Here is a 21500-nt window from a genome sequence, read left to right on the forward strand (position 1 = left end):
GCGCTGCGGTAGCTCATTACTAAGTCATCATTCAAAAAGAAGCATGAAAATCAAAATTGGAACGCGCGGCAGCCGACTGGCGCTCTGGCAGGCGTATTACATTCAGGAGTTACTGAAAACGGCGAATGTTGAATCTGAATTAGTCCTGATCGAAACCAAAGGAGATCAGATTTTGGACCGGTCACTGGCAAAAATTGGTAGCAAGGGCGTTTTTACGCAGGAACTCGAAGATCAGCTTCGGGCCGGAACCATCGACATCGCCGTTCACAGCGCCAAAGATTTACAATCGTCGCTGCCGGAGGATTTATCCATCATTGCCTTTACCGAGCGAGAACGGGTAAACGACGTTTTGATCAGCCACGACAAGAGCCTGTCGCTGACGAGTGGCCGTGAATTTGTGGTTGGTACGTCTTCGACGCGTCGGGTGGCCATGTTGAAACATTTTTGTCCGCACATCAAAACCGTCGATATGCGGGGCAACCTGCAAACCCGGCTGCGGAAACTGGAAGAAGGGCAGTGTGATGCCTTGCTGCTGGCCTACGCGGGCGTACACCGGATGGAATACGACGATTTGATTGCTGAATACCTTCCAACCCAGGAGTTTACACCGGCTGTTGGGCAAGGTAGCGTAGCCGTCGAAGCGGCTGCCAGCCTGTCACTCGATAAGCTAAATCTGGTTCGGCAACTCACGAACCACGAACCCACCGAGGCTTGCCTGAAGGCCGAACGGGCTTTTTTGCGTCGATTGGAAGGCGGTTGTAGCATTCCCGTTTTTGGGCTGGCTACCTGGCAAAACGATGAACTGCACCTGACCGGTGGAGTCGTCAGCCTGGATGGTAGCGAGTTGCTGCGCGATCAGTTCAACGGGCCTGGGGCCGAAGCCGAACAACTCGGACATGCGCTGGCCGAAAGCATTTTAGCAAAGGGGGGCGACGAAATCTTGCGGGCAGTTCGGCAAAACTTGTAACTTGTCGGCCAAAGATTTTCCAGCAACAACCCGTATGGTTAAAATTGCCCAAACCGAAGCCGAACTTCGTCGTTGCCTGCCAGCGCTGGTAACGTTGCGTCCTCACCTGACCGAAGACCAGGCCCTGGAACAAATTTTGCTCCTGCAAAAGGAAGATCGATATGTGGTCGCCTATGTCGATTCTGCCGACGAAATGGCGGCTCCGGCGGCTATTGGCTATCGGTACATGAACCTGCTATTCAGTGGTAAAACGCTGTATATTGATGATTTGTCGACATTGCCCGACCAACGCGGGAAGGGCTATGCCGGTCAATTGGTTGATTTTGTGATTGATGAAGCGCGCAAGGCGGGTTGCTCCGCAGTGACACTTGACTCGGGACACAATCCGCAGCGGTATGATGCCCACCGGCTCTACCTGAACAAACGGTTTAACATCGTCAGTCACCATTTTGCCCTGAAATTATAGTTCAGACAAAAGAAAAGAGAGAAAGAAGAACGTATAACTCTTTCCATTTATTCATTATGCGGCTATCCGTATTGTTGCTTGCTTTATTGCTAACTGGTCCTGTCTGGGCCAAAAAGCCGTCTAAAAAGAAAGATTATCTGGTTACGATCAGTACGGATTATGGGCAAATGCACCTGATTTTGTACGACCAGACGCCCCAGCACAAAGCCAACTTCATCAAGCTGACCCAGGAAAAATTCTACGACGGTTTGCTGTTTCACCGGATCATTCAGAACTTCATGATTCAGGGCGGAGATCCGGAATCGCGGACGGCCAAAACGGAGCAGATGTTGGGCAACGGCGATGTTGGTTACACCATACCGGCTGAATTTGTGCCGGAATTGTTTCACAAAAAAGGTGCGTTGGCGGCTGCCCGCGACAACAATCCAGAAAAAGCCTCGAGCGGCTGCCAGTTTTATGTGGTTCAGGGCCGGGTCTGGGATGATGAAAACTTCCGGCAGCAAACTGAACGCATCGCCCAAATGAAAGGACGGCAACCTACGGAGGAGCAGAAACAGGTTTACAAAACCTTGGGCGGTACTCCGCACCTGGACGGCAATTACACGGTTTTTGGGGAAGTGATCGACGGCCTGGCCGTAATCGACAGCGTTGCTCAACAACCCGCCAACCCCCTGAATCGTCCGACGAAAGACCTGAAAATGACGGTTTCGGGCGAGTGGATGAAAAAGAAAAAAATTACCAAACAGTTTGGATACGTATATCCAAAGCGATGAGGCCCCTATCGACAACCTTATGAAAAAACGCATTCTTATTACCGGGTCCAACGGTTTGCTTGGACAGAAGCTGGTTCACCTATTAACGCAGGCGCCTGATGTTGAGTTAATTGCTACAGCACGGGGCACCAATCGGCTGCCCGAATCGAACAACTACGTCTATCAGTCGATGGACATTACGAATCGGCAGCAAGTGCTGGATGTCGTGAGCCAGACCAAACCGGCGGTGATCATTCATACGGCAGCTATGACCAACGTAGACCAGTGTGAGGCCGAGAAGGATGCGTGCTGGGCGCAGAATGTATCGGCGGTAGAATACCTGGTGGAAGCTTGCCGGGCTAACAATACCTTTCTGGTGCACGTTTCAACGGACTTTATTTTTGATGGTTCGGCTGGGCCGTACAGCGAAGAAGCCGAAGCGAACCCGATCAGTTTCTACGGCTGGAGCAAATATGCCGCCGAAAAAGCCGTTATTCATTCAGGTATCCCCTGGGCCATTGCCCGAACGGTTCTGGTGTACGGAATTGCCCACGACATGAGCCGGACGAACATTATTCTGTGGGTGAAAAAGTCACTGGAAGAGGGGAAAACGATTAAAGTAGTGACAGACCAGTGGCGGAGCCCGACGCTGGCCGAAGACCTGGCCCAGGGCTGCTGGCTTATCGCCGATCAGAAAGCCGAAGGAATTTTTAATATCTCGGGCAAAGATTTTCTGACGCCGTACGAAATGGCTATCAAAACCGCTGATTACTTCCAGTTGGATAAGTCGCTGATTACGCAGGCCGACTCGTCGACGTTTACGCAACCGGCCCGGCGGCCACCGCGTACGGGTTTTGTGCTGGACAAACCGCGTCGTGTGCTGGGCTACGAACCCAAGAGCTTCGAAGAAGGAATTGCGGTTCTGGCCGACCAGATTTCGTAAGTAGTAAATCGTTTATGGTTTACGGTATTGGGTGTCCGGCGAGCGCACCCGCTCAATCCGTTACCTACTACCGTCAACCATACCCTGAAAACCATAAACCGAAAACCGTTATGAAATGGACCTTATTTTTGGCGTTCGCCTTCTTTTCGCTGCCTGGCCTGGCGCAGTTGCCAGCTTCCGGGCAAAAAGTAAACGGCCCGGTTACGACAAAGCGCGGTCTGGTTTTGAAAATAGGCGATACGATTCGGTTTGGTGAGGGGAAACAGGCATCGGGAGGGTATCAACACATTTATACCTCCTTCGACAAATTCGGGCAAAAAGCCGCTTCTTCGCATCTGGAAGAAGGCTACGCTTACAAATATGCGGTGGTTAAGGAGTTCCGGGAAGTCGGTTCGGGCGCCGATAAGCGGTTTGTCGCTCTGATTCGTCCGAAGGGGGGAATTAGCGTCAATTTCCGGGCGCTGGATCTGGACCCCGCTATTGAAGCCAAAGAAATCATTGCCGTCAACGGAACAGCAATCAGCAAATTGATTGCTAACAAGCAAATTTGAGCGGTTCAAGCGAAAACCGTCCTCATGGTCAGGGGTTGTTAGTTTGCCAGTTTGGTCATCATTGTGTAGCCTCTCAATTTTCCGTTTTTACTGTAGGTTTCGGTTTTGAGGTCGAACAATACGTCATCGGCCCGGTAGCTGATTGAACGGAAGTTGGCCCGAATCGGAATACCCATCGCGCGGTTGGTCATGTTGACTTCTGAGCTGACTTTGTAAGCATTGAACGTTCCGGCGGGGGTAGTCAGGTTCTCTTTACCGTCGACCATCCGGTTGACAATGTTAAAATCGATATCCATCACTTTATTGCCTTTCTGATACATTTCGGCGGTTAGTACGCCGTCGGGCAGTTTGTTGCCTTCTCCCAACTGTTTCGGATAAACCAGCTTGTTTTCCTTCACCCGGACTTCCATATCTTTCATGGCGTCGTTGGTAGCCATGATCATTCCTGATAAATCCGCAATGAGTTCTGTGCCTGTACAGGTGTAGGTTACGGCCATTTCTGGCGCTGGTTTCCCTTTGTCATCAAACGATTGGACGGCCACGTTGACCACGGTGGAACCCCCTTCCTTTCTGACATCTTTGACGGTGTAAACCATCCGGTTGACAAGCTTATCCTTCGGGTTGAAGGATTGGATTTCGTAGCTGGCTCCCGACTTGAACTTCATGCCCAGGCAGTCCTGAGCAGACGCAGTGAGCGAAAACAGGCCGATAACGAAAAGAAGGAGAACGGTTTTCATGGGTACAGGGATGGTTATAACTCCAAAAAGTACGAAGATTTTGGAAGAAGGAAATAAACGATTGAGTAAACGGGCATTAGACCCAGGCCATGCTGACAACGCCGATCAGCATGATCAGTTTGCACAGCGAACTCAGGTACGAAAAATCACGTTTGGTGTCCGCCTTGACGAGCCTGTAAACGAGCCACGCTATCGGAATGAGCAGGATGACAAACATCCAGAACAACTGCTGGTTTTGCAGCAAATGAGCGATGACGAACAGGGATACAATGAAGGTGGCAATAATCACGTAGAGAACCACTTTGGTTCGGCGAAGGCCCCAGACAATAGGGAGGGTGCGGCAGCCAAAACGAGCGTCTCCTTTGACGTCTTCCATGTCTTTGATGATTTCCCGAACCAGCGTAATGACAAATGAAAAAAGAGCGTAAATGAGGAGCAAGTCAACCTGTTGGCGGTAATAAACCGCCAGAACAATCAGCGCCAGGGCCGTTAGAAAGGCCACAATGAAGTTGCCAATGAATGGCTGACGCTTAAACTGGGCCGAGTAAAACCAGAGCAGCGTGACCGACAGAACATTCACTACGAATACCCATTTGCTGAGGTAAAAACCGATCACAACACCCAGGACGTTCAGTGCCTGGTGGGCTCCCATCGCAATCTGCCGTTTCAGATACCGTCCAATGATGACACGTTCGGGTTTGTTGACAATATCGATTTTGATATCGAAATAATCATTGATAATGTACCCGGCTGCGGCAATACAAACCGTTGAAAGGGAGAGCAAAAAAAGTTTGGAGTCCAGTAATAGGCTGGTCCAATTTTCGCGTGGGCCAACGAGCGTTACGCGGGCAAAATACTGGGTGCCTACGATGATCAGGAGGTTTTGCACCCGGACCAGCCGCAGAAATCCCAACACGAATACGTAAAAAGGTGGAGTACCCGCACGGGGCGCTTTGCTCCGGACTCTTGGGTTCATGGCCAAATGATACAATCAGTTATCAAAGATACGGTTTCCGGGCCGAATCTGCGGTGTCGTTAAAATCTTTCTCCGCCTGGTCGAAACCGTGAACACAATTGGCTGCATTTAATGTTATGGTGAGTGGTAGAAGGGCTGAAGGAGTGAAGAGGTGATGAACCATCACCCGTTTACACTTCTGACCCTACTCTCCTTCAAGCATTTATCGATTTTATGAAAATTGGCATCGTATGTTACCCGACCTTCGGGGGAAGTGGTGTTGTTGCGACGGAGCTGGGCAAAGCGCTGGCAAAAGCTGGTCACAAGATCCATTTTATTACCTACCAGCAACCGCCCCGCTTGGATTTTTTCAACGAGAATGTTTTTTACCATGAAGTAAATATACCCACCTACCCGCTCTTTCAGTTTCCTCCTTACGAATCGGCGCTTTCCAGCGCAATGGTGAACGTGGTGCAATACGAAAAATTGGATCTGCTGCACGTCCACTACGCGATCCCGCACGCTTCGGCGGCTTACATGGCGAAGATGATTCTGCGGGCACAAGGCCGGACGGTTCCATTCGTTACCACATTGCACGGTACGGATATTACGCTGGTGGGCAAAGATGCTTCTTACGAGCCTGTTGTAACGTTCAGCATCAACGAGTCAGACGGGGTAACGGCGGTTTCGGAGCATCTTCGGCAGGAGACGCTGGAGCAGTTCAACATTCGCCGGGATATTGAGGTCATTCCAAACTTTATCGATCTCGAGCGGTTCAAACGCCAGAAGAAAGACCATTTTAAAATGGCCATCTGCCCGAACGGTGAGAAGCTGATCGTGCATACGTCGAACTTCCGGCGGGTGAAACGCATTGACGATGTTGTTCAGGTATTCCACAAGATCAACCAACAGATACCGAGCAAGTTGCTATTGTCGGGGGATGGTCCGGAGCGCGTGCGCATCGAAAAACTGTGCCGCGATATGGGTATTTATGGCGATGTACGGTTTTTGGGAAAACTCGATGCCGTGGAAGAAGTGTTGTCGGTTGCGGATTTATTCCTGATGCCTTCCGAAAACGAAAGCTTTGGTCTGGCTGCGCTGGAAGCCCTCGCTTGCGAGGTTCCCCTGATCACCTCCAATGCGGGCGGGCTGCCGGAGCTGAACGTACAGGGGGTAACGGGTTTTTTGAGCAACGTAGGCGATATCGACGATATGGTAAAAAACGCCCTGTTCGTGTTGAATGACGATAACTTGCCTACGTTTAAACACAATGCCCTGGAGCGGGCGAAGGAATTTGAAATATCGCGCATTCTGCCGCTTTATGAGTCGTATTACGAAAAGGTGGTGCAAGAAAGCCGCGCGTTGGTTTGAGATTCTGATGAATAGTCACGGTGTACTTGCAATCAGAAGGCATAAGAGCGGGACACTGTCGTATTATAGGGTTCTGTTTATGGCCATTTGGAATGGGGTTTTAGGGTAAAAGTCTGTCTGATAGAGTCAACAAAAAAGCCGGTCATTGTGACCGGCTTTTTTGTTTTACAAGCTTCAATAAACTGGTTTATGGATTCGGGTTACCTGATAAGCCGTTCGCTCAATGATCTGCGGGTTTTTTAAAAATCAAGCGTGACTTTTCTTTAAAAGCTCCGTCTGACAACAAACTCCTAAACGTTGTTCAGGCTATGATCTCCAAACTTCACAACCGCTACGAAGCCCTGAATTACCTGATCCGGCGACGGGCAACCGGTACTCCCAAAGAATTGGCCGAAAAACTGGGTATTAGCGAACGGGCCTGGTACAAAATCCGCGACGAGTTGGTTAATGACCTGGGCGTACCACTGGCGTATTGCGCCGTTCGCCGGACGTATTACTATGCCGAAGAAGGGGAACTTGTCTTTCAGTTTAGGCGGAAATTGAGCGGTGAGCAGATGGAAAAGTCATCAGAATATAAATATTTTTTTGCTTAAACATATATCGAAGCTTGCATAAATTTAATTGTATTTTTAAATGAAAACTGATAATATAAAGAAATACAATAGACTGCTATCTATAGCAATATTTGCAGGAATAGGTATAAGGATTTATAGAGAAAACCTGCTCAATTTTAGAATGAATTTAATGGAGAATGGTTTTTTTTACTATATTTTTCATTGATCTTGATGATTTATTATTATTTTAAAATCAAGAAAGATAAATTATAAAAACGTCAAAATGAAATAAATAGTTAATTTGAAAATGTTTGTCGTCATTATTGTATAGTTTATTTTATATGAAAACATTATTGGAGATCCTTTTTGTTCCACAGTTTTTATTCTTAGTGGTCACCTGGCTTTTATAATTTATAAAACTCATGGCTTATCACTTAATTTTTACCCTTCATTGGGTAAATTTACAATAACCGTTGGTAATGATATTAATTTTTTGATAGAGTAGTTGTTGGAAATGCTCTATCAAATATCGCATTGTTTATATCCATGAATAAGAAAAATATTTGGTCTGCTATTAGCAGGTATCTAGGCATAATATTTATTGTGATATCTATAATTATTTATTTGCCAGCCGGAGTAAAGTGTACCTATTTTTTTAGGAATAGCCAAGATATCGTATGGGCAGTATTAGGGTTCTTTATAGGGATACTTACAGTCTATTTGTCAAATAAGATTGAGAGGAAAAATACAAGAAATTAGACGGTGAGTATGTATTATTCAATCCGAAAGAAGTGCAACAATACTGGCATTACCCCTTACAAACGGCCAACCTGTTTGAGTTCGCGTACTGGTTTTTACTGGCTTACGGGGTGTCGGATGCCTGTAAAGAGCCGTTCTCAAAAGCGTTTAGCCTGGTGCGCTCCTCTTACGGGGTCGGCTTATTACTTTGGGTAACGCTGGTTGTTTTCGTAACCGTCACCTACGCATCCTGATATGAAAACCGGTTTAACATACAGCTTATTGATTGGGGTTGTGGTGCTCATCGGGTATTTTCTCAGCCGCACCGTCAGTGCCGTGAGTCGTACCCATGAAATCCAAACCCGACGCCAAGCCCTGCCGGATTTTAGTCAATTTTCCATTCAGGCACCGTCCAGACCCGTATCACAAGCCATGCTGCAAGGCCGTACCAACATTATTATTCTCTTTAACCCCGATTGCGAGCACTGCCAGTACGAAGCCGCCAAGATCAGCAAAAATCGGGATGCGTTGAAGCGGGCTACCATCTGGATGCTGACGACCGAAAAACCGGCCCGGGTCGGCCAATTTACCCGGCAGTTCGGACTGGACACGCTCGCCAACGTTTGTGTGGGCTGCCTAACGCCGGAGGAACTCACCAAAGCCTTCGGTCCAACCTTAGTGCCGCATTTGTTTATTTACGGTCCCGACGGAAATCTGCGCAAGCAATACAAAGGCGAAACCAAGATGGAAGCTATTCTGCAATTATTGTAAACAATCAACTTGTTCTTCGGCAAGAACGGCAATGTTCTTACTAAGGGTAGTTCAGCAAATAAATGGAGCTTATAATCAAAGAACTTAGCAAATCCTATCAAGGCCGAAAAGTACTTGATTCGATTAACATAGAGTTTCGGGGTGGCAACGTTATTGGCTTGCTCGGTAAAAACGGGGCTGGCAAAACCACCTTTCTAAACTGCCTGATTGATTTAGTGCAACCCGACGCAGGAGGGTTTGTTTTTAATGGACAACCGTTAACCGGTGATCGCTTACCCTTTAAACGGGTATTGGGTGTGCTATCCGATGTACTACCACCAGTTCCGGAGTTTTCGGGATTCGATTATTTGCGATTTGTGGGAATACTACACGAGGTTGATGAAGTAACCTTTCAGCAACGATCGAAGGAATTGACGGAGTTTTTCTTCGACGATACGGAGGCTATCAAAAAAAAGATCAGTACCTATTCAACAGGTATGATCAAAAAGATTGGTCTGTGCGGAGCGCTGCTAACCGTTCCTGCTATTTTGCTGCTGGACGAACCTTTCGCCGGTCTTGATCCGCTGTCGGTCAATCAATTAATTTCATTTTTAAAGCATTACCGGCGCGCTGATCGATTCGTGGTTATTGCTTCACATGATCTGAATTATATTCAGGAAGTAGCTACCCACATCGTCATTTTGGACGAGGCAACGATCAAATTTGAAGGCGAGTTAAGTGAATTTACGGCAAATGGGACAAAAGTAATTAGCGAAGCCTTATTTGACATTCTGGTACCTAAAACGAAGACAATGGACTTTGATTGGCTCTAATCCGTATGACCATGCTACGCATATTAAGCTTCGCGCTACGTCGGCGGTTTACGGGTTATGTTAAAAATACAGAATCTGTTTGGGGGTTGATCGGGCGGATTGTGTATCTTTTACTCGTTCTTCTGTACGCAGCGGGCACAGGGTGGCTCATCGATGTGCTTGATACGATTGATGGATTATCCTTTGATTCAGGAACCTTCATCGCTGGTATGAATGGGGCTCTATGTGCTTTGTGTGTCGTGGTCGAATTTTTTCCGTCGTATAAGCAGCGGTCTGGTTTAGTATCGGCGGTTTTCCCGGTTCGTTTTATGGATCGATGGGCTGTCAACGTTTTGTATGATTCACTCACCTTTACGTTTACGGGCGCGTGGCTTGCTTTTTTCATCATCAACGCGTTGTCGACGCGTTATGCGGTTACTCAACTGATTACGTCACTGCTGATGCTGACCAGTACGGCGATTTTCGTACAATCTCTGAAAGCGTTTATTGAGCAATCCCACCGACGGCAAGTATGGTCGATGATAGGCTGGGCTATTTTAAATGCCACTATGGTTTGGGCGATCGTGCAATTTTATGCGCAGGAACGGGTGCTAATTGCAGTCCTGTTTATTGGCTTGGTAAGCCAGATTGGATTATTAATACAGCTTGATCGAACCGTGGCTGAACCGTCCGGTGCGACGTTTATCTTTAATCGTAAAATTGCAATTTTAAGTAGCTTATCACCGGTTTACAAAGTTTTTATGAGCAACGCCAAGGCTAGAAATGCCTTTGCTTTCGGCTTGTTAATAAAGGTGGTATTTCTGTTTTTTCAAGGCAGCCTTTTTGCGGGAAATGTATTTACGGCAGAATATATCCAAAAACTGTATGTTTCACCTTTGATTCTGTTTACGTATGTTGCCAATAATCTCTGGGGTTTCTTCCCGACAGTCTGGGTAAATAGTGCAATGGGTAAGCCAACGGCTGCTTATAGACTTTATCTCCAAATTCTGATTTTGCCGCTATTACTTGATTTATTTATTACACTTGGGGTAACAGTTTATACGCAACTTATCGGGCCTAATCTTATCTTATTTTACATGCTATGCACAATCCTTCTTTGTTTAAATGGAATGATTTTTTCTTTTTATAAAGCGTTTGAAGTTCACAATAGCCTCAATTTTGGACAGATGAAAAACGACAATGTCAATGGCTGGAGCATTTGTGCTTCGATTGGTTTGATGATCCTGACGATATTCGCATCGAAAACCTTACTAACGGAGGTTTTACTTGGTGTTAGCATCGGTTGGAGTATCTGGTATTTCGTATATCGAAGCGTTCCTAAAAATGCAACTAGTACCAGATATAGATTATACCATAGCTTATTTGTTAAAGATGAGTAAAGTGATATTTAGGAGAAAATCTGTTAGCCGGAACGGAACATTATAAATCGATCTACACCGTAATCATAAATCCATGAGAAAGCGCATCAACAAAACCTTCACCCGCCAACTCGATCAAACCGATTGCGGAGTAGCCTGCTTGCTGTCCCTGATTCGTTAATACGGTGGAGATGTCTCCCGAGAGCGATTGCGCGAGCTAAGTGGGACCAGCATTCAGGGAACCACCCTACTGGGATTGTGTCAGGCGGCAACCGGTCTGGGCTTTAAGGCCGAAGGCTTTGAAGCGAATGGGGTGCAAAATCTGCACGAGTTGTCATCGCAGATCCACCACTTCAACACCGGGGTATTTACTCTTGTCGAAGACGAAGAAGTTGTCGGCCACCGCTGCGTTCGGGGTAAATTTGTCGATAGAATACGTGGTTAATTTACCGCTCTTATCCGTTAATTTCCACCCTTTTACCGATTTGTCCTGTTTGTTGACGGCAATCTGCACTTTGGTAATCTGTGTATTCTTTTTTTCGGGGGTCAATTCGACTACTTCCACCGTTTGTCCACCCTGTTTCTGCTCACCAATGTATTTGTAATTGTATCCCTGTTTGTAGATGGAGTAAATCTTGGTCGGGTTGAAATCGCCACCGGCGCTGGCGTCGTAATCCTGAACGTTTACTTCGTTGGTTTCCTTGATGTAGGTAGACATCGTTTTTCCGTCGGTGAAAACTTCCTGTCCGGCCAATTTAAGTCGGAATGCATTCTTTTTCACCGTTAAATCGCCCTTGTAATTCCCTCCTTCGCCGGTGTAGCTGAATGTTGCTTTGTATGAATTCAACGCCTGATACTTTTTACTCATGGCATCGAGAACCTCCGACGCTTTTTTGTCTTTCTGCGCTACCGACGGGAGGGTTAGTCCCGCAATTAATGCCCATAATAAGGCCAATTTTTTCATATGCTTCGTCTTTTTGTAGAATGCTGGGTTATTTGCTAAAACCGCCCGCAAAGTTGCTGACCGTTTTGTAGGTAGACAAGATTTAATCCAAAAAGTTTAATGTGGGAAAGAGGAGCGGGATAAAATTAAAAGAGTGGAAGCGGCTTGCACCTAACTTCCACTCTTCCATATTGCTTTAATTCATATTCTTGAGCATCTCTTCCAGAGCGTTCATATCCTGGATGAGCACTTCGCGGGCTTTGCTTCCCTCAAACGTGCCTACAATACCGGCCGCTTCCAACTGGTCGATCAGACGACCGGCCCGGTTATACCCCAACTTCAAGCGACGCTGAATGAGTGAGGTACTACCCTGCTGGTGGTTGACAACCAGACGGGCGGCTTCGTCGAACATGGGGTCCCGGTTTTCCAGGTCGATTTCGCGTTCTTCCGTATTGCCCGATTCATCACCGGCAAATTCCGGCAGGTTGTAAGCGGAGTCATACCCGCGTTGGTTGCCCACGAACTCGCAGATTTCTTCGATTTCATTCGTATCCACAAACGGACACTGAAGCCGGGTGATGTCGGAGTTGGACGAAAACAGCATATCACCCATACCAACCAGCTGTTCGGCTCCACCCGTGTCCAGAATCGTCCGCGAGTCAATTTTGGACGTTACCTTGAACGACAGCCGGGCGGGGAAGTTGGCTTTGATCAGACCCGTAATGACGTTGACGGAAGGTCGTTGCGTTGCCACCACCAGGTGAATGCCGATGGCCCGGGCCAACTGCGCCAGTCGGGCAATGGGTTGTTCGACTTCCTTCCCTGCCGTCATCATCAAGTCGGCCAGCTCGTCGATGACCAGTACGATGTAGGGCAAAAACCGATGGCCTTTTTCGGGATTCAACCGGCGCTGGATAAACTTGGCGTTGTATTCTTTCAGATTGCGGCACTGCGCGTCTTTCAGCAGGTTATACCGATTGTCCATCTCGATACAAAGCGAATTGAGCGTATTGACCACTTTCTTCGTATCGGTGATAATCGGTTCGTCGCTGTCGGGCAGTTGTGCCAGAAAATGCCGTTCGAGTTTGTTGAACAAGGTCAATTCTACTTTTTTAGGATCGACCAGAATCAGCTTGAGCTGCGACGGGTGTTTTTTATAAATCAACGACGTCAGCAGCACGTTCAACCCGACAGATTTTCCTTGCCCGGTAGCCCCGGCCATCAGCAGGTGGGGCATTTTAGCCAGGTCGGCAACAAAGATTTCGTTCGAGATAGTTTTTCCCATCACCACCGGCAACTCAAAATTGCTTTTGGTGAATTTTTCGGTGCTGATGACCGAGCGCATGGCCACCATCTCGCGGTTTTTGTTCGGCACTTCAATCCCGATGGTGCCCTTACCCGGCATGGGAGCAATAATCCGGATGCCGAGGGCCGCCAGACTGAGGGCGATATCGTCTTCCAGGCTTTTGATCTTCGAAATCCGGACCCCGGCGGCCGGGATGATCTCGTACAGCGTGACGGTCGGCCCAATGGTTGCTTTGATGCTGTCGATGGTAATTCCGTAGTTCTGGAGCGTATCGACAATCCGGTCTTTGTTTGCTTCCAGTTCTTCGGCCGAAACCTGGGCTTTTTGGTTTTCAGGGTATTCGGTCAGCAGCTCAATAGTCGGGAATTGGTACCGGGGCAAATCGAGCGTTGGATCGTACAAACCGTGTAGTTTCAGCGCATCTTCATCTACTTCATCGGTTGGGCCTGCATACGGCTCCGCTACCGGTTGTGCAGATTCGGCTACGGGTTCGACGGGCGTATTTTCGTTGATGGTAAACGTCAACGGTTTTTTGGCCGAAGCACTCACCGGCAGGACTTTTTCCGGTTTGGGCTCGGGTTCTTCTTCCTGCGTTGGCTCCGGCACCGTGGCAACCGATGGCTGCTCCGGTTTAGGAACACCGTTCATTTTTGGTTTGACATCGATAAAATCATCCACGTCATCTTCTTCCTCCTCGTCTTCCGTTTCCTCCGAATCCGGCTCATTTCCGAAAAAAGGACGGGGGAAGGTTGTTTTCTTGGGCAGCGAAAACGTGGGAAACTTCGTGATTCCGTAGAAAAAGATGAGAAAAACGAAAAAGGCAAAACCAATGATGGCAATGCCGCCCCAGCCAATGAGGTTGAATAGCCAGACGTTGATTTCGTACCCAATGCCACCACACCATACACTGCCATCGCCAACCGAATCGGTCGCCAGCACAATATAACCTGCCAGTGAACTAAACCAGACCATGTAAAACAGGATGCCCTTTGTTGTACGGCCCAATGGAAGCGGTTCGCGGTTGAAGGCTAGTTTAAGGCCCGCCAGAAAAAGAATCAATGGCAAGCCCAGCGCGGCAATTCCAAACCACCGAAAGATGAATACGTGGGCGATGAAGGCACCCAGAATTCCCAGAAAATTCCGCATCTCGTTACCCGACTCGCGCACCGACGAATCTGTTACGGTGCTCAGGACGCTCTGATCAGCTTGTCCGGTGAGCAGATAAGAGCAGAAAGCCACGGTCAGGCCTACGGCCAGCAGCATCAGCAACCCGCCAAAAGCCAGCTTCGACTTCTGGTCGGCCTGAAAAGTAGGCCATTTCATCGAACCCGACGCAGGTCGCGCTTTTGACCGCTCGTTCCGAATGGTGTTTTGTCGGTTGATGGGTTGTGTCATTTTCGTATAAACTGCATTAAACTACCTCTTCTGCCAATACTTTGCAAATCTGTTTAGCTAACGTCGGGCCTTCGTAGATAAAACCCGTGTAGACCTGAACCAAACTGGCACCAGCCCGCAGTTTTTCGAGCGCATCTTCGGGTGTTGCAATGCCGCCGACCCCAATTATCGGGAAGGCATGACCCGACTGTTGACAAAGATAACGAATCACCTCCGTCGACCGCTGTCGGAGCGGAGCTCCGCTGACGCCCCCCATGCCGATTTTTTCAATGGTTTGGGAATCCGTCTGTAAACCGTCGCGGCTGACGGTTGTGTTGGTGGCAATGATCCCCGCGATCTGTGTTGTGTTGACAATTTCAATGATATCATCCAGCTGGCTATCCGTAAGGTCTGGGGCAATTTTGAGCAGTATAGGTTTAGCCGCCGGCTTTGTGCGGTTTTCGTCCTGCAGTCGCTGGAGAAGAGCCATCAGTGGTTCTTTCTCCTGCAACGCCCGCAGCCCCGGCGTATTGGGCGAACTGACATTTACGACGAAATAATCGACCGCATCGAACAAGTCGTGAAAACAGGCCAGGTAATCGTCCAGCGCATTCTCGTTCGGAGTCATTTTGTTCTTGCCAATATTTCCCCCAATGATCAGTCGCGGGCCGGAGGTCCGTTTGCGCAGGCGAATGGCAGCTGCTTTAGCGCCTTCGTTGTTAAATCCCATTCGGTTGATCAGTCCTTTGTCGGCTTTGAGCCGAAACAGCCGGGGGCGGTCGTTACCGGGTTGGGGGCGGGGGGTTACGGTTCCGATTTCAATAAAGCCAAAACCCAGGCAGGCCAGTTCATCAACCCATTCCGCATTCTTATCAAAACCCGCAGCCAGGCCAACCGGATTCGGGAAAGTAATGCCGAAGACCGTACGTTTCAGCCGGGGATCGTCGACAACGAACAGCTGGCGGGCCAGCCAGCGAAAACCCGGAATAGAAAGCGAAATTTTCAGGAATGAGGTAGCAAAATGGTGGATTCGTTCGGCATCAAAACGAAAGAGGAGAGGCAGGACTATGCGCTTGTACATAGCACAAATGTACTGAACTGCGGGGATGCTGTGCAAGCCGTCGGATGGATTATTAAAAACGGCATCAACTATTTTGCGACTGGCACAGCATCCCCTTCCGGATTCCGCTGTTTGTTCGGTTAATCACCAAACAGGTCGGACGAAAGGTACCGATCACCCCGGTCGCAGATGATGCAGACCAGAACGCCTTCTTCCAGTTCTTCACTGAGCTTTAGGGCTGCATGAACGGCGCCCCCACTGCTCATTCCGGCAAAGATTCCTTCTTCACGTGCCAGCCGGCGGGTCATCTGCGTCGCTTCCTCCTGGGAGACTTCGATGATGCGATCGACGCGCTCCGGATCAAAGATTTTAGGCAGGTATTCTTCGGGCCATTTGCGAATACCAGGTATCTGCGCACCTTCCGACGGCTGGCATCCAATGATCTGAATGGCCGGGTTCTGCTCCTTCAGAAACCGGGACGTTCCCATGATGGTTCCAGTAGTACCCATAGCAGAAATAAAATGAGTAATTTTACTATGAGTATTTTCCCAGATTTCGGGTCCGGTCGTGCGGTAATGTGCTAGGTAGTTGTCAGGGTTGGCAAATTGATTTAGGAGAAAGTAGCCCCCTTTTGCCGCCTGTTCTTCGGCATAATCCCGGGCTGTTTCCATCGTTTCCATCAACACGACTTTTGCGCCAAAAGCTTGCATGGTCAGGATGCGTTCACGCGTCGAATTCTTAGGTAGAACTAACTCAATGTCAACGCCGTAAAGCCTTGCAATCATGGCGAGTGCAATACCGGTATTTCCACTCGTCGCTTCAATAAGCTTGGTGCCCGGTTTTAGATCGCCACGGTCGATAGCTCCCTTGATCATACTGTAGGCAGGACGGTCTTTTACGCTTCCTCCGGGGTTCTGCCCCTCCATTTTGCCGTATAATTTGACGTTTGGATTCGGATTAAGGTGCTTTAATTCAACCAGTGGGGTGTTTCCAACAAAGTCTAGTAAGGTTGCCATGAATAATAAGGGAAGAATAAGGTCATTTTAGGGGGAACACGAAGCTGGTTTCTAAAGTTGCAGCCCGTTTGGATGTTACCGGATACCGGGTGAAATGGTACGTTAAACAACCATAAACGAAGAAAGTGAATTTTTTTTTGCTGTCTACGTATAAATTGTTGAAAAAATGTTGCTTTTGTCGTCAATAATAAGCCACATTTGTAGGGATTTACTTTAAAATAGCTACGTACTATGAAATTACAGCTTCATGCCACTCCCCGAACTAGCTACTCTGAGTACCAATTACAGGCCGTAACTCGTCATTTGAACTTGCCAGACATCGTTCTGCCGTTTTGGGGGCACCGTAAACGTATTCCGGCTTACCGGATCACGTGGCTTGAAGGCAAAGGAAACTATACCATTGTCCATTTTAGTGATGGGTCGGAGATGATTGTGTCACTGACGCTGAAGAAGCTGGAAGGTCGATTGTCGTCGGAGATTTTCGTGCGACCCCACAAAAAATGCATTATTAACTTGCTGTATTTGCAGGAAATCCGCTCTGGTAAAAGTACAACCATCTGTCTGACAAATGGCTGTGAAGTGGAGGTTTCCCGCCGAAAAACAACGCAGTTCATGCAACTGGTAGTTGCTTTCCAGCAGGAGTTCTTACCATTGACCGCTCACTACGCACTCGCATAAAGAATAAAAGAAAAGCGGTTTTGCAACCGCCTGTTCTTATTTCTTACCGATTTTTGCGAGCTCCTCATCGCGTAGGGGGCGACGTAGTATTTTACCTACGTTGCTCTTGGGTAGCTCGTCCCGAAATTCGATATGGCGTGGGCGTTTGTAGTTAGTTAATTGCTCTTTGCTGTACTTGAGAATTGCTTCGGCAGTTAGGTCCGGGTCCTTCCTGACAACAAAAATTTTAACGGCTTCGGTCGATTTTTCGTCGGGAACTCCAATACACGCAACTTCCAGTACGCCTGGACATTGGGAAATGACATCCTCAATCTCGTTGGGGTAGACATTGAAGCCCGAAACCAGAATCATGTCTTTCTTGCGGTCGACAATTCGGAAAAAACCGTCTTCATCCACTATACCAATATCTCCGGTTTTAAACCAGCCATTTTCCAGTACCTTGGCGGTTTCTTCGGGCCGGTTGTAATAGCCGGGAAATACCTGCGGTCCTTTGGCCCAGATTTCGCCGGGCATTCCCATGGGGGCTTCCGTTCCATCTTCCTGCATGATTTTCATCTCAGTGCTGGGAAGCGGCAGGCCAATGGTACCGAGTCGGGCGCTTCCGTCGCAGGGGTTGGAAGACAGAATCGGCGACGTTTCGGAAAGACCGTAGCCTTCGGCAATGGTGATGCCGGTTAGCTTTTTCCAGCGTTCAGCTACTGAGGTTTGCAACGCCATTCCGCCCGCCGACGAAATCTGGAGCTGGCTGAAGTCAACTTCAGTGATGCGGGGGTGATTGAGCAAACCGTTGTAAAGCGTATTCAAGCCGACGAACATGTTGAATTTGTACTTCTTCAGATCGTCGATGAACGCATTCATGTCTCGCGGGTTGGTGATCAATACGTTCAGGCAGCCGCTTTTGAGCGCCAGCATGGCGTTAACGGTCAGGGCATAAATATGATAGAGCGGCAGCGGGGTAATGATAATGCACTGCGGAGCTTTAATCCGGTCAATCTGCATCCAGTAGCTGCCCGCCAAGGTGTTGGCAACGATATTCCGGTGGGTTAGGGCCGCCCCTTTTGAAACACCGGTGGTGCCGCCGGTATACTGCACAAATGCTAAATCAGAACCGGTTAAAGTTACTTTTTGCACGGCATGGCGGCTGCCCCGGCTCAATGCCTCGCTGAGTGAAACGGCTTTCGACAATTGGTACGACGGAACCATCTTTTTAACGTATTTCACCACGGCGTTGACGATCTGCTTTTTCGGAAAGCCCAGCAAATCGCCAATTTGCGTGATGATGACGTGTTGTATGTCCGTTTTGTCAATGATCTTCTCCAGATTAGACGCAAAGTTGGCCAGAATGATAATGGCCTTGGCACCCGAATCCATGAACTGATGCTGCATTTCCCGGGGCGTGTACAGCGGATTGGTATTCACCACCACCAGCCCCGCTCGCAGAATGCCAAAAAGGGCAACCGGATATTGCAACAGGTTCGGCATCTGAATGGCAACCCGGTCACCTTTCTTTAAATGCAGGTCGTTTTGAAGGTAAGAGGCAAAATGGCCGGACAATGTATAGATCTCCCGGAACGTAAGCTGCTTACCCATGTTGGCATAAGCGGGCAAGTCGGCAAACTGCTCACAGCCTTCTTCAATCAGTTCGACCAATGATGGATAGGCATCGGGATCTATTTCGGCGGGAATACCTTCCGGATAAAATTTCAGCCAAGGGTACGGTTTCGCCGTTGACGGATTTTCCATGGGTTTAGAATGTTTTTTTGTAAAAATAAGACAAAACTTGGAACCGCCTACGTGCCCACGGACTTTCGTGCATAACCCTCAGCGAACCGATCACGGTCGAGGGGCTGCGTGGTTGACCGAAAAGGCGTTAAAACGCCACGGCTTTCAGACGCAATCCTGTATCCTCCGGTAACCCAAACAAAAGATTCATATTTTGGACGGCGTGGCCGGATGCACCTTTGGTTAGGTTGTCGATAATGCTGGTAATCAACAACTGGCCGTCGTGTTTTTCCAGGTGGATCAGGCATTTGTTCGTGTTGACAACCTGTTTAACATCCACTGGAGCGTCGCTTACGTGAGTAAACGGATGCCCGGCGTAATAGTTTGAAAAAAGCTGGCGGGCGTCGTCCAGGCTACCGGCATACGGTGTATACACATTCGCCATGATGCCGCGCGTAAAATCACCCCGGTAAGGCACAAAATGAATAGGTTGATCGAAGCCCGGTTGCAGGCTGTTCAGGCTTTGTCGGATTTCTTTCAGGTGCTGGTGCGTAAACGCCTTGTAAATCGAAACGTTGTTGTTCCGCCAGGTAAAATGCGTTGTTGCACTCAGCGCCTGTCCAGCACCGGTTGAGCCGGTAATAGCGCTCACCTGAACGGCTTCGGTAAGCAAACCCGCCTGAGCCAGTGGAAGCAGCGCTAACTGAATGCTGGTGGCAAAACAGCCAGGATTGGCAATTTTGGTAGCCGATTGAATGCGTTCACGCTGCAATTCTGGCAAACCGTACACAAAACCGTTCGACTCGTCGCGGAAGTCCGTGCTGAGATCAATGACTTTTAGTGTTTCCGAAATCGGATTTTCAGCCAGAAATTTAGCGGATTCGTTATGACCGGAGCAGAGGAAAATCACCGATAAACCGGCCTGATTGACCAGCTCACGGGTATCGTCGCCCGAGAAGGTTAAGTCCGTATCGCCTAGCAAATCCGTGTGGGTATTGTGAACCGGTTTTCCCGCCTGACTTTTGCTGTGGACAAAAGCGATGTTGGCGTTGGGGTGATTCAACAGAATGCGGAGCAATTCGCCACCGGTGTAACCGGCTCCGCCAATAATTCCAATATTAATTGTATTCATAGTGTTTGGTAGAGCCTAATGTGCTCATTGATGAAACGTTCCCAGGAGAACAATTGTGCCCGCTGCCGGGCTTTTGTGGCCAGTTTTTGCCGTAATTCGGCTGATCCCGTCAGGGTCAGAATCGCGTGTTTCAGCGCGTCGGCATCGGTAGGCGAAACCGTCAGGGCTGCATCGCCGACGACCTCGGGCAGGGATGAAACCGTAGAGGTGATTACCGGCAACCCGCATTGCATGGCTTCCAGGGGCGGCAAACCGAACCCTTCGAACAGCGAAGGGTAAACAAATGCCAAAGCTCCGGAATAGATCGTGGCCAGGTCTTCGTCCGGTACAAAACCGGTGAATTTCAGCCGGGAACGAATGCTTTCATTTTTTGCCAGGTCGTTCAAAACCTGATCCATTTTCCAGCCTTTCGTACCCACCAACACGAGCTTTACCTCCGCTGGTAGTTCTCCGCTTTCGGCCAGCTGCACAAAACAACGGATCAAATGATCCAGGTTTTTGCGCGGTTCGAGGGTCGCCAGACTGAGCAGATAGGGCTCATCGCCCAAACCATACTGTTGCTGTGTAGCTTTGATTCGGGCAGAATCCGTTTGCGGGTAAAACAGCGCCGGAGAAGCGGCCAGGTGAATCGGCGTAACAAGATCCGGGTCAAAACCGGTAAACTGGCAGAAATCCGCCTTTGTTGCTTCCGAAACCGTTACGACACGAGCATCCGGCGGCAGCGTGCTGATGGCATCTTTGACGGCCCGCTCACCCGCCGGAAACCATTCCGGATGGTGAATCGGAATCAGATCGTGCACCGTCAGCACTTTCCGGACGTGCGGTATTGAGGCAATATCGCCCGGAATGGCAAAAAAAGGTGAATGGTAAATTGCCCCTTTGGGAAAAAGGCTGGCCGGAAACCGCGCATCCTCGACCTTAAGGGCTTTTCGACTGCGGTAAAAACACTGACGGAGTACCTTCGATGGAATGCTTTGGGGGGAAAAGGGAGCCAGCAGTGTGTTTTCAAATGTTGCCCAGTTTTGCTCCGCAGAGCGGTTGATCAGCGGAGGGGCCTGCTTTCCGAACGTTTCCCGGGCATACCGCAGCGTTTCGGCCTGATGTGTTGGAGCAGCCAGAGAAAGCTGCACTCGATCCGACTCGTGCAGCCCTTTGATGAGCTGTTCGGCGACACGACTTACGCCCGTCTTAGCCTGACGATGGTAAAAACCGATTCCCGGAAGACTGGCGTCAATGATTACGTTCAACGGCTTCAAGAATTATGAATCATAAATGGTGAATGAGGAACGATGAA

Annotated in this window: 22 protein-coding genes; 13 read left to right on the forward strand and 9 right to left on the reverse strand. The window is 48.9% G+C overall.

Features of this window, described 5'->3' with window-relative positions; all coding sequences use genetic code 11:
* The first annotated feature begins 43 nt into the window (after positions 1-43).
* From hemC to ACYVH9_RS04225, 5 genes are all read left to right on the forward strand, one after another.
* Positions 44-967 carry a hydroxymethylbilane synthase gene (gene hemC / locus ACYVH9_RS04205; RefSeq protein WP_460635041.1) on the forward strand — a complete coding sequence of 308 codons (924 nt, stop codon included), beginning with the start codon at positions 44-46 and terminating at the stop codon, positions 965-967.
* 34 nt (positions 968-1001) lie between these two features.
* Positions 1002-1433 carry a GNAT family N-acetyltransferase gene (locus ACYVH9_RS04210; RefSeq protein WP_460635042.1) on the forward strand — a complete coding sequence of 144 codons (432 nt, stop codon included), beginning with the start codon at positions 1002-1004 and terminating at the stop codon, positions 1431-1433.
* Positions 1434-1489: 56 nt separating this feature from the next.
* Complete coding sequence (locus ACYVH9_RS04215) at positions 1490-2206, forward strand: peptidylprolyl isomerase (protein WP_460635043.1); 717 nt, start codon at positions 1490-1492, stop codon at positions 2204-2206.
* Between the two features lie 19 nt (positions 2207-2225).
* Positions 2226-3128 carry an SDR family oxidoreductase gene (locus ACYVH9_RS04220; protein ID WP_460635044.1) on the forward strand — a complete coding sequence of 301 codons (903 nt, stop codon included), beginning with the start codon at positions 2226-2228 and terminating at the stop codon, positions 3126-3128.
* A gap of 110 nt (positions 3129-3238) precedes the next feature.
* Entirely contained in the window at positions 3239-3679 is a 441-nt protein-coding gene (locus tag ACYVH9_RS04225) for a hypothetical protein (RefSeq protein ID WP_460635045.1), read from the forward strand.
* 38 nt (positions 3680-3717) lie between these two features.
* Here the strand turns inward: ACYVH9_RS04225 and ACYVH9_RS04230 are convergent, their stop codons facing one another.
* Positions 3718-4416 carry a TapB family protein gene (locus tag ACYVH9_RS04230; RefSeq protein WP_460635046.1) on the reverse strand — a complete coding sequence of 233 codons (699 nt, stop codon included), beginning with the start codon at positions 4414-4416 and terminating at the stop codon, positions 3718-3720.
* Positions 4417-4492: 76 nt separating this feature from the next.
* Positions 4493-5392, reverse strand: a complete 900-nt coding sequence (locus ACYVH9_RS04235) for a geranylgeranylglycerol-phosphate geranylgeranyltransferase (RefSeq protein WP_460635047.1) — start codon at positions 5390-5392, stop codon at positions 4493-4495.
* A 213-nt stretch (positions 5393-5605) separates the two neighbouring features.
* On the opposite strand from ACYVH9_RS04235, the gene bshA reads away from it, so the two are divergent.
* The 7 genes from bshA to ACYVH9_RS04270 all read left to right on the forward strand — a co-directional run bounded on the left by bshA (position 5606) and on the right by ACYVH9_RS04270 (position 11420).
* Positions 5606-6742 carry an N-acetyl-alpha-D-glucosaminyl L-malate synthase BshA gene (gene bshA, locus ACYVH9_RS04240; protein WP_460635048.1) on the forward strand — a complete coding sequence of 379 codons (1137 nt, stop codon included), beginning with the start codon at positions 5606-5608 and terminating at the stop codon, positions 6740-6742.
* Positions 6743-7050: 308 nt separating this feature from the next.
* Positions 7051-7335, forward strand: coding sequence for a hypothetical protein (locus tag ACYVH9_RS04245; RefSeq protein ID WP_460635049.1), 285 nt, complete (start codon positions 7051-7053; stop codon positions 7333-7335).
* 752 nt (positions 7336-8087) lie between these two features.
* Positions 8088-8288 (forward strand): hypothetical protein, encoded by a 201-nt coding sequence (locus tag ACYVH9_RS04250; RefSeq protein ID WP_460635050.1) that lies wholly within the window; start codon positions 8088-8090, stop codon positions 8286-8288.
* Between the two features lies 1 nt (position 8289).
* Entirely contained in the window at positions 8290-8805 is a 516-nt protein-coding gene (locus tag ACYVH9_RS04255; protein ID WP_460635051.1) for a TlpA family protein disulfide reductase, read from the forward strand.
* A 62-nt stretch (positions 8806-8867) separates the two neighbouring features.
* Positions 8868-9617 (forward strand): ABC transporter ATP-binding protein, encoded by a 750-nt coding sequence (locus tag ACYVH9_RS04260; protein ID WP_460635052.1) that lies wholly within the window; start codon positions 8868-8870, stop codon positions 9615-9617.
* Between the two features lie 11 nt (positions 9618-9628).
* Positions 9629-10996 carry a hypothetical protein gene (locus tag ACYVH9_RS04265; protein ID WP_460635053.1) on the forward strand — a complete coding sequence of 456 codons (1368 nt, stop codon included), beginning with the start codon at positions 9629-9631 and terminating at the stop codon, positions 10994-10996.
* A gap of 187 nt (positions 10997-11183) precedes the next feature.
* Positions 11184-11420, forward strand: a complete 237-nt coding sequence (locus tag ACYVH9_RS04270) for a hypothetical protein (RefSeq protein ID WP_460635054.1) — start codon at positions 11184-11186, stop codon at positions 11418-11420.
* Here ACYVH9_RS04270 and ACYVH9_RS04275 read toward each other — a convergent pair.
* The 4 genes from ACYVH9_RS04275 to cysM form a co-directional block, all read right to left on the reverse strand.
* Positions 11310-11939: a LolA family protein gene (locus ACYVH9_RS04275; RefSeq protein WP_460635055.1), complete on the reverse strand. Its 630-nt coding sequence runs from the start codon at positions 11937-11939 to the stop codon at positions 11310-11312. The genes ACYVH9_RS04270 and ACYVH9_RS04275 overlap by 111 nt on opposite strands.
* Before the next feature lie 175 nt (positions 11940-12114).
* Positions 12115-14619 (reverse strand): FtsK/SpoIIIE family DNA translocase, encoded by a 2505-nt coding sequence (locus ACYVH9_RS04280; protein ID WP_460635056.1) that lies wholly within the window; start codon positions 14617-14619, stop codon positions 12115-12117.
* Positions 14620-14635: 16 nt separating this feature from the next.
* On the reverse strand, positions 14636-15679 hold the full coding sequence (locus ACYVH9_RS04285; protein WP_460635057.1) for a quinone-dependent dihydroorotate dehydrogenase: 1044 nt from the start codon (positions 15677-15679) through the stop codon (positions 14636-14638).
* Positions 15680-15798: 119 nt separating this feature from the next.
* A complete protein-coding gene (cysM, locus tag ACYVH9_RS04290) occupies positions 15799-16674 on the reverse strand; it encodes a cysteine synthase CysM (protein WP_460635058.1) in 876 nt (291 codons plus the stop codon).
* Between the two features lie 231 nt (positions 16675-16905).
* Here cysM and ACYVH9_RS04295 point away from each other — a divergent pair, with 231 nt between their 5' ends.
* Positions 16906-17352 (forward strand): LytR/AlgR family response regulator transcription factor, encoded by a 447-nt coding sequence (locus ACYVH9_RS04295; RefSeq protein ID WP_460635059.1) that lies wholly within the window; start codon positions 16906-16908, stop codon positions 17350-17352.
* A 36-nt stretch (positions 17353-17388) separates the two neighbouring features.
* Here ACYVH9_RS04295 and ACYVH9_RS04300 read toward each other — a convergent pair whose 3' ends face one another.
* The 3 genes from ACYVH9_RS04300 to ACYVH9_RS04310 all read right to left on the reverse strand — a co-directional run bounded on the left by ACYVH9_RS04300 (position 17389) and on the right by ACYVH9_RS04310 (position 21453).
* Complete coding sequence (locus ACYVH9_RS04300) at positions 17389-19095, reverse strand: AMP-binding protein (protein ID WP_460635060.1); 1707 nt, start codon at positions 19093-19095, stop codon at positions 17389-17391.
* 127 nt (positions 19096-19222) lie between these two features.
* Complete coding sequence (gene argC, locus ACYVH9_RS04305; protein WP_460635061.1) at positions 19223-20206, reverse strand: N-acetyl-gamma-glutamyl-phosphate reductase; 984 nt, start codon at positions 20204-20206, stop codon at positions 19223-19225.
* Complete coding sequence (locus ACYVH9_RS04310; RefSeq protein ID WP_460635062.1) at positions 20203-21453, reverse strand: glycosyltransferase family 4 protein; 1251 nt, start codon at positions 21451-21453, stop codon at positions 20203-20205. The genes argC and ACYVH9_RS04310 overlap by 4 nt, the downstream gene beginning before the upstream one ends.
* Between the last annotated feature and the right edge of the window lie 47 nt (positions 21454-21500).

The organism is Larkinella harenae, assembly GCF_054780515.1.

What these genes read in the sequence shown, in the direction of transcription:
- hemC (WP_460635041.1), top strand. Translation starts at nt 44, where the DNA reads ATGAAAATCAAAATTGGAACGCGCGGCAGCCGACTGGCGCTCTGGCAG.
- ACYVH9_RS04210 (WP_460635042.1), top strand. Translation starts at nt 1,002, where the DNA reads ATGGTTAAAATTGCCCAAACCGAAGCCGAACTTCGTCGTTGCCTGCCA.
- ACYVH9_RS04215 (WP_460635043.1), top strand. Translation starts at nt 1,490, where the DNA reads ATGCGGCTATCCGTATTGTTGCTTGCTTTATTGCTAACTGGTCCTGTC.
- ACYVH9_RS04220 (WP_460635044.1), top strand. Translation starts at nt 2,226, where the DNA reads ATGAAAAAACGCATTCTTATTACCGGGTCCAACGGTTTGCTTGGACAG.
- ACYVH9_RS04225 (WP_460635045.1), top strand. Translation starts at nt 3,239, where the DNA reads ATGAAATGGACCTTATTTTTGGCGTTCGCCTTCTTTTCGCTGCCTGGC.
- ACYVH9_RS04230 (WP_460635046.1), bottom strand. Translation starts at nt 4,416, where the DNA reads ATGAAAACCGTTCTCCTTCTTTTCGTTATCGGCCTGTTTTCGCTCACT.
- ACYVH9_RS04235 (WP_460635047.1), bottom strand. Translation starts at nt 5,392, where the DNA reads ATGAACCCAAGAGTCCGGAGCAAAGCGCCCCGTGCGGGTACTCCACCT.
- bshA (WP_460635048.1), top strand. Translation starts at nt 5,606, where the DNA reads ATGAAAATTGGCATCGTATGTTACCCGACCTTCGGGGGAAGTGGTGTT.
- ACYVH9_RS04245 (WP_460635049.1), top strand. Translation starts at nt 7,051, where the DNA reads ATGATCTCCAAACTTCACAACCGCTACGAAGCCCTGAATTACCTGATC.
- ACYVH9_RS04255 (WP_460635051.1), top strand. Translation starts at nt 8,290, where the DNA reads ATGAAAACCGGTTTAACATACAGCTTATTGATTGGGGTTGTGGTGCTC.
- ACYVH9_RS04260 (WP_460635052.1), top strand. Translation starts at nt 8,868, where the DNA reads ATGGAGCTTATAATCAAAGAACTTAGCAAATCCTATCAAGGCCGAAAA.
- ACYVH9_RS04265 (WP_460635053.1), top strand. Translation starts at nt 9,629, where the DNA reads ATGCTACGCATATTAAGCTTCGCGCTACGTCGGCGGTTTACGGGTTAT.
- ACYVH9_RS04275 (WP_460635055.1), bottom strand. Translation starts at nt 11,939, where the DNA reads ATGAAAAAATTGGCCTTATTATGGGCATTAATTGCGGGACTAACCCTC.
- ACYVH9_RS04280 (WP_460635056.1), bottom strand. Translation starts at nt 14,619, where the DNA reads ATGACACAACCCATCAACCGACAAAACACCATTCGGAACGAGCGGTCA.
- ACYVH9_RS04285 (WP_460635057.1), bottom strand. Translation starts at nt 15,679, where the DNA reads ATGTACAAGCGCATAGTCCTGCCTCTCCTCTTTCGTTTTGATGCCGAA.
- cysM (WP_460635058.1), bottom strand. Translation starts at nt 16,674, where the DNA reads ATGGCAACCTTACTAGACTTTGTTGGAAACACCCCACTGGTTGAATTA.
- ACYVH9_RS04295 (WP_460635059.1), top strand. Translation starts at nt 16,906, where the DNA reads ATGAAATTACAGCTTCATGCCACTCCCCGAACTAGCTACTCTGAGTAC.
- ACYVH9_RS04300 (WP_460635060.1), bottom strand. Translation starts at nt 19,095, where the DNA reads ATGGAAAATCCGTCAACGGCGAAACCGTACCCTTGGCTGAAATTTTAT.
- argC (WP_460635061.1), bottom strand. Translation starts at nt 20,206, where the DNA reads ATGAATACAATTAATATTGGAATTATTGGCGGAGCCGGTTACACCGGT.